We start from the raw sequence: 6,363 nt of genomic DNA, 5'->3' as shown, positions 1-6,363 counted from the left end.
TCGCCCCTCGCGGGTCGCCGCGCATGACTCGGGGTCGGTGCGGTTCGCTACACCTTCACCGAAGAGGACTTTCACCTCATGCCTCCTGCCGGTCTCCCGGCGCTCCCGTCCACCTCATCAGCAAAGGGTCGGTTATGACCCGTTCGCCAAGCCGTCCGTGAACGGCCGCTTCTTGCGCATAGCGCGCGGCGGAGCTTGACGCATTGGCGCACCGCTACCGCCGATCCCTCTCCGCCGCCCTTCGCAGCGCCTCGGCGAGCGCGCCGCCGCCGGGGGACGGGCGGTTCGCCTGGGCGTTGGCGGCGCGAACCGCCTTGGCGTCGTTGCCGCGCCCTCGCGCCTCGTCGCGTGGGCCCTCGGGGTCGGCGAGCCGCATCGTCAGCGCGATCCGTTTGCGCGGGACGTCGACGGAGAGGACCTTGACCTTGACGACGTCGCCGGGCTTTGCCACGGATCGCGGGTCCTTGACGAAGGTGTTGGCCATCGCCGAGACGTGCACGAGCCCGTCCTGGTGGACGCCGACATCGACGAAGGCGCCGAAGGCGGCGACGTTGGTCACCGTCCCCTCCAGCACCATGCCGGCCTTCAGGTCGCCGATCGTCTCGACCCCTTCCTTGAACGCCGCCGTGCGGAAGGCGGGGCGAGGGTCGCGGCCGGGCTTCTCCAGCTCCTTGAAAATGTCGGCGACGGTCGGGACGCCGAAGCGCTCGTCGGCGAACTCGGCGGCCCTTAAGCCCGAAAGCGCTTTCGGATTGCCGATCACGGCGTGGATGTCGGCCTTGAGCTTGTCCAGAATGCGCCGCACCACCGGATAGGCCTCGGGATGGACGCCGGAGCGATCGAGCGGCTGGTCTCCCCCGGTGATGCGCAGGAAGCCGGCGCTGAGCTCGAAGGCCTTGGCGCCGAGGCGCGGCACGTCCTTGAGCGCCGCGCGGGTCTTGAAGGCCCCATGCGTCTCGCGATGGACCAAGATCGCTTGCGCCAGCGCTTCGCCCACACCCGAGACGCGGGCGAGGAGCTTGGCCGAGGCCGTGTTGACGTCGACGCCGACGGCGTTGACGCAATCCTCGACCACCGCGTCGAGCGAGCGGCCGAGCTTCTGCTCAGAGAGGTCGTGCGGGTACTGGCCGACGCCGATCGACTTCGGGTCGATCTTGACGAGTTCGGCCAGCGGGTCCTGCAGGCGCCTGGCGATCGAGGCGGCGCCCCGAAGCGTCACGTCGAGGCCGGGCAGCTCTTGAGCCGCGTAGGCCGAGGCCGAATAGACGGAGGCCCCCGCCTCCGACACCGTCACCTTGGTGAGCTTGAGCTCCGGATTGCGGGCGAAAAGGTCGGCGACCAGCTTGTCCGTCTCGCGCGAGGCGGTGCCGTTGCCGATGGCGACGAGCTCCGCCTTGTGGCGGACGGCGAGCGCCTTGAGCACGCCGAGGCTCTCGTCCCAGCGCCGTTGCGGCTCATGCGGATAGATCGCCGTCGTCTCGACGATCTTGCCGGTCGCGTCGACCACGGCGACCTTGACCCCGGTGCGGAAACCAGGATCGAGGCCGATGGTCGGCCGCCCGCCGGCGGGCGCCGCGAGCAGGAGGTCGCGGAGATTGGCGGCGAACACCCTTACCGCCTCGTCCTCGGCCTGAGTCCAGATCCTGAGCCGGAGATCGACCGCGAGCTGGGTCTCGATCTTGGTCCGCCACGCCCAGCGGGCGGTGTCGAGAAGCCAGCGGTCGCCCGGGCGGCCGCGGTCGGCGATGGCGAAGCGCCGCGCCACCGCCAGTTCGAACGGACCGAGCGTCTTCGTCGCAGGATCGGCGTTGGGGTCCGGGACCAGCTTGAGGTCGAGGATCTCTTCCCGCTCGCCGCGCATCAGCGCCAGCGCCCGGTGCGAGGGGATTTTCGTCAGCGGCTCGAAGAAGTCGAAATAGTCGGAAAACTTGGCGCCGGCCGCCTCCTTGCCCTCGCGGACTTTCGAGACGATGCGCCCGCCCGTCCAGAAATCTTCACGGAGGCGGCCGATCAGCTCGGCGTCCTCGGCGAAGCGCTCGGTCAGGATCGCGCGCGCGCCCTCGAGCGCTGCCTCAGCGGTCTTGACGGCGTCGGGCTTCACGAAGGCTTCGGCCTGCGTCAGCGGTTCGCGCTCCGGGTGGGAAATGAGCGCCACGGCCAGCGGCTCGAGGCCGTTCTCCCGGGCGATCTGCGCCTTGGTGCGTCGCTTCGGCTTGAACGGCAAGTAGATGTCCTCGAGCCGCGCCTTGGTGTCCGCTTCGAGGATTTTGGCTTCCAGCGCCGCGTCGAGCTTGCCCTGCTCGCGGATCGACTCAAGGATGGTCTTCCGCCGATCTTCCATCTCGCGGAGATAGGCGAGGCGCGTCTCCAGCGTGCGCAGCTGCGTATCGTCGAGCGCGCCGGTCGCCTCCTTGCGGTAGCGGGCGATGAAGGGCACGGTCGAGCCTTCGTCGAGGAGCCCGACGGCCGCCGCGACCTGCGCTGGCTTGACGTTGAGTTCCTCAGCGATGCGTTCGGCGATGGGTTTCATGGGGTTCGAATCGTGAATAGCGGGATGCGAAAAGGGTATGCCTGTTTTCGCAAGAATTCCGCATGGTCAAGGAGTCTCAGGCGAGAGGCGATTCGGTTGAATCGCGTCTCGCTCGAGGGAGCGGAGCGCCGCTTTTAGAGCAAGACGCATTCGGGTTGAAGCACCGACGTCACTGCGAGGGGCTTCGCGACGAAGTGGGCCGGGGGTCGTAGGGCGCACAAAATGATCGCTTGTCCTGGCCGCCATGATCAGCGGCCAAGCGGGTGAATACGCAATGCAGCGCCTTGTCTTCATCACGCTCGCGTTCGCCCCGGTGGGGGCGGTCACAGCGAGCGTCAGCCAAACGAACGTCGAACTTTCAGGTCGAAGGGTCTGGGCCCGCGGTCACGCCCATCCTGGCGAGGCCGAGGTTGAACAAGCGCCAGGTCTTCGCGGCGAAATCGTCCTTATGCTCGAGCGCTCGCTCTTCGATCAGCTTCCAGGACACGATTGCGATCGCGAGCGAGACGGCGGCCGAGGAGGCCATCATTGCAGCGAGCGTCAGGGCTGGAAAGAGAAAGGCCAGGGTCTGCTGGACCGGGAAGGCGTAGATGTAGACGCCGTAGGAGTAGTCGCCCCAGTCGTTGAAGCGGCGAATGCGTCCGCCGGGCACATAGGCGAGATGCAGGACGAACGGCGCCATCGCAAGGAGATAGACGATCAGGAATGTCGTCCTATCGAACGAAGCCACGACCAGCGCCGCGAGCAGCGCGAGCAGCGTGCCGACTCCCATGGGAACTCTGTCGCGCCATAGATAGAGCGCCGATCCGTAGAGATACATGAACATGCGGATATTCGCGCCGTTGAACGCGCCCTCCGAAAAGCGGCCGCGCAGGACGATCACGAAGAACAGCGCGACGGCCACGACGGAGACGAACCGCATCCCCTTGGATCGCAGAGCGGGCAGGAGCGCGAAAGCCACCCAAAGCACAGCAACGTAGATGTACATCCTGACCTCGACCGGCATGGTCCAGAGCGAGCCGTTGAACTCGCCCTTGAGCGGCAGGGTGTCGAATACGCCGGGCAGCGAATACCGGATGCCGCCGAGGAGCGTCCCGCATTTGGCGAAATAGCTCCAGGTCATGTCGGAGGCGAAATAGTCGTGAAGCGGAAGCGTGGTCAGCGCCGGAGCAAGCACGAAGACCGTGAGCAGGAGCATGACCCATAGCGCCGGATAGACCCGCAACGCCCGCGCCCAGAAGAAACTGATCAGATCGCCACGATTGACGAGGCTCGCGGTCACGAGAAAACCGCTGGTCACAAAAAGGGCGTCGAGACCCATTTCGCCTAAGGAAAATCCGACGCGCCTAAAAACCGGCTCCGTCTCGGGCGGCAGCCCGAGCGCGCCGATGCTGTGGGCGAACAGCACCGTCATCGCCGCGGAGAAGCGGAGCAGGGTGAAGTTGTTGTCCCGGCCTACGGCGTAGTGGGAAAGCCGCATTGCGTCCTCAGGCGTTGGAGGGGCGCGGGCAAGCGCGCAAGGCGGCGGCCTTCGCCGTCATTCGGCCGCCCGCACAGGCCGCTCCGGCTGGGCGAAGCGCTGCGCTTTCAAAAGCTCGGCAATCATGAAGGCGAGCTCGATCGACTGCTCCGCGTTGAGCCGGGGATCGCAATAGGTGTGATAGCGGTCGCGCAGGTCCGCCTCCGAGATCGCCCGCGCGCCGCCGGTGCATTCGGTGACGTTCTTGCCGGTCATCTCGAGGTGGACGCCGCCGGTGTAGACGCCTTCGGCCGAGCAGATCGCGAAAAAGTTGCGCACTTCGGCGGAAATGCGGTCGGTCGGCCGGGTCTTGTAGCCGGACGCCGTCTTGATCGTGTTGCCGTGCATCGAGTCGGTGACCCACAGAAGCTGACGGCCGTCGCGCTTGGCCGCGCGCAAGAGCGGCGGCAGCGCCGCCTCGACCTTGTCGGCGCCGAAGCGGCAGATCAGCGTGAGCCGCCCGGGCTCGCGTTCCGGATCGAGCGCCTCGATCAGCCGCATGAGGTCGTCAGGGGTGATCGACGGGCCGCATTTGAGCCCGATCGGGTTCTTCACGCCGCGGCAGTACTCGACATGGGCGCCGCCGAGCTGGCGGGTGCGGTCGCCGATCCAGATCATGTGGCCGGAGGTCGCGTAGTAGTCGCCCGAGGTGGAGTCGAGCCGTGTCATCGCCTGCTCGTAGCCGAGCAGCAGCGCCTCGTGCGAGGTGTAGAAGTCGGTCGCCCGCAACTCGGGGTGCGCCTCGGCGTCGAGACCGATCGCGCGCATGAAGCCCAGCGTCTCGGTGATCCGGTCGGCGACGCCCTGATAGCGTTCGGACTGCGGGCTGTCCTTGACGAACCCGAGCATCCAGCGGTGGGCGTTCTCGAGATTGGCGTAACCGCCGGTGGCGAAGGCGCGCAGGAGGTTGAGCGTCGCCGCCGACTGGCGATAGGCCTCGAGCTGCCGGCGCGGGTCCGGCTCGCGCGCTTCCTCGGTGAAGTCGATGTCGTTGACGATGTCGCCGCGATAGGCGGGCAGCGAGACGCCGTCGATCGTCTCGAGATCCGAGGACCGGGGCTTGGCGAATTGACCCGCGACCCGGCCGACCTTGACGATCGGCGAGGCCGCCGCGAACGTCATTACGACGGCCATCTGCAGGAACACGCGGAAGAAATCGCGGATGTTGTCGGCCGAGTGCTCGCCGAAGCTCTCGGCGCAGTCGCCGCCCTGGAGCAGGAAGGCCTCGCCTGCGGCGGCGCTGCCAAGCGCGCGCTTGAGTTTGCGCGCCTCGCCCGCGAACACGAGCGGCGGGTAGCCTGCAAGCTGCCGCTCAGCCTCGGCCAGCGATGCGAGGTCCTTATAGGCCGGCGCCTGCTCGACCGGCTTCGTTTGCCAGCTGTCGGGGGTCCAACGTTGATTCGCCATTCAATACGCCTCGGCCCTCTTCCAAACGCGGCCTTTTGACCGGACCGCGCGTTTTATACAAGCCGAACCCTGAGAGCGATATGCCGTTTTTCGGAGCAGGCTCTCGTTTATTTCAGGGACCGGCGCGTGCATTCCCGGTCGCGCACCGGCGCCCGACATGCCACCATACCGCCCCCAGCCTTCGATTCCCCACTTGACCGCCGTCTCCTCCATAACCGCACTGCTCGTCTCGGTGCTTCTGCTGATCGGCGGCAACGCCCTGATCGGCGTGACGACGCCGTTGCGGGCGCGCCTTGACGGGTTCCCCGACCTGGTCGTCGGGCTTCTGGGGTCCGCCTATTTCGCCGGCATGTTGGCTGGTACTCTGGCCGCTCCCGTGATCATCCGTCGCGGCGGCCACATCCGCGCCTTCGCCGCCTTCGTTTCGCTGGCGGTCGTTTCGGTCGTTCTCATGCCTGTTTTCCCCTGGCCGATCGCGTGGCTGATCTTTCGCGCGCTCCTGGGCTTCGTCTTCGCCGGCCTCTACGCGGTGATCGAAGCCTGGATCAACGCCAAGGCGACCAACGCCAATCGCGGGGCGCTCTACGCCCTCTACCAGATCGCCAATTTCAGCGCCTCCGCGAGCGGCCAGATGGCCCTGCAGCCGCTTGGGCCTGGCGGCTTTTCGGCCTTCGCGGTCGCCGCGGCGCTCCTGGCGCTCGCGATCGTTCCGATGGCGATGACCAGCGTCGACCCGCCCGCCCAGCCGCGCAGCGTCCGCCCCCGGCTCCTGTGGCTCATTCGCGCAGCCCCGGTCTCATGCCTCGCGGTTCTCGCAGCCGGGGCCGCGAACGGCGCAGCGTTCGCGCTGGGCCTGGTGTTCGCCGTCGAGATCGGAATGTCGCCCGACCGGGCGCCCCTGTTCACC

General features: G+C 67.2%; 4 protein-coding genes. 1 reads left to right on the top strand and 3 read right to left on the bottom strand.

The genetic code is table 11. The annotated features are described in order from the left end of the window. Positions 1 to 214: 214 nt before the first annotated feature. The 3 genes from ACLP25_RS14585 to ACLP25_RS14575 form a co-directional block, all read right to left on the bottom strand. The gene (locus ACLP25_RS14585) at positions 215 to 2,530 is read right to left on the bottom strand and encodes a Tex family protein (protein ID WP_442469906.1); all 2,316 of its coding nucleotides are present in this window, start codon (positions 2,528 to 2,530) and stop codon (positions 215 to 217) included. Positions 2,531 to 2,888: 358 nt separating this feature from the next. Further along, entirely contained in the window at positions 2,889 to 4,010 is a 1,122-nt protein-coding gene (locus tag ACLP25_RS14580; RefSeq protein WP_442469905.1) for an acyltransferase family protein, read from the bottom strand. Between the two features lie 57 nt (positions 4,011 to 4,067). Continuing rightward, the gene (locus tag ACLP25_RS14575) at positions 4,068 to 5,456 is read right to left on the bottom strand and encodes a class II 3-deoxy-7-phosphoheptulonate synthase (RefSeq protein ID WP_442469904.1); all 1,389 of its coding nucleotides are present in this window, start codon (positions 5,454 to 5,456) and stop codon (positions 4,068 to 4,070) included. Positions 5,457 to 5,649: 193 nt separating this feature from the next. Between ACLP25_RS14575 and ACLP25_RS14570 the strand changes: the two genes are divergently transcribed. After that, positions 5,650 to 6,363 (top strand): MFS transporter (locus ACLP25_RS14570; RefSeq protein WP_442469903.1); only part of this gene is annotated, 714 nt, incomplete at its 3' end.

Source organism: Roseiarcus sp. (assembly GCF_052145395.1).
Classification (GTDB): Bacteria; Pseudomonadota; Alphaproteobacteria; order Rhizobiales; family Beijerinckiaceae; genus Roseiarcus.
The sequence above is the reverse complement of the archived record's forward strand: the minus strand, read 5'-3'. Positions and strand labels throughout refer to the sequence as shown.

Excerpts from the sequence above, each read along its gene's own strand:
- ACLP25_RS14585 (WP_442469906.1), bottom strand. The coding sequence starts at position 2,530 with ATGAAACCCATCGCCGAACGCATCGCTGAGGAACTCAACGTCAAGCCA.
- ACLP25_RS14580 (WP_442469905.1), bottom strand. The coding sequence starts at position 4,010 with ATGCGGCTTTCCCACTACGCCGTAGGCCGGGACAACAACTTCACCCTG.
- ACLP25_RS14575 (WP_442469904.1), bottom strand. The coding sequence starts at position 5,456 with ATGGCGAATCAACGTTGGACCCCCGACAGCTGGCAAACGAAGCCGGTC.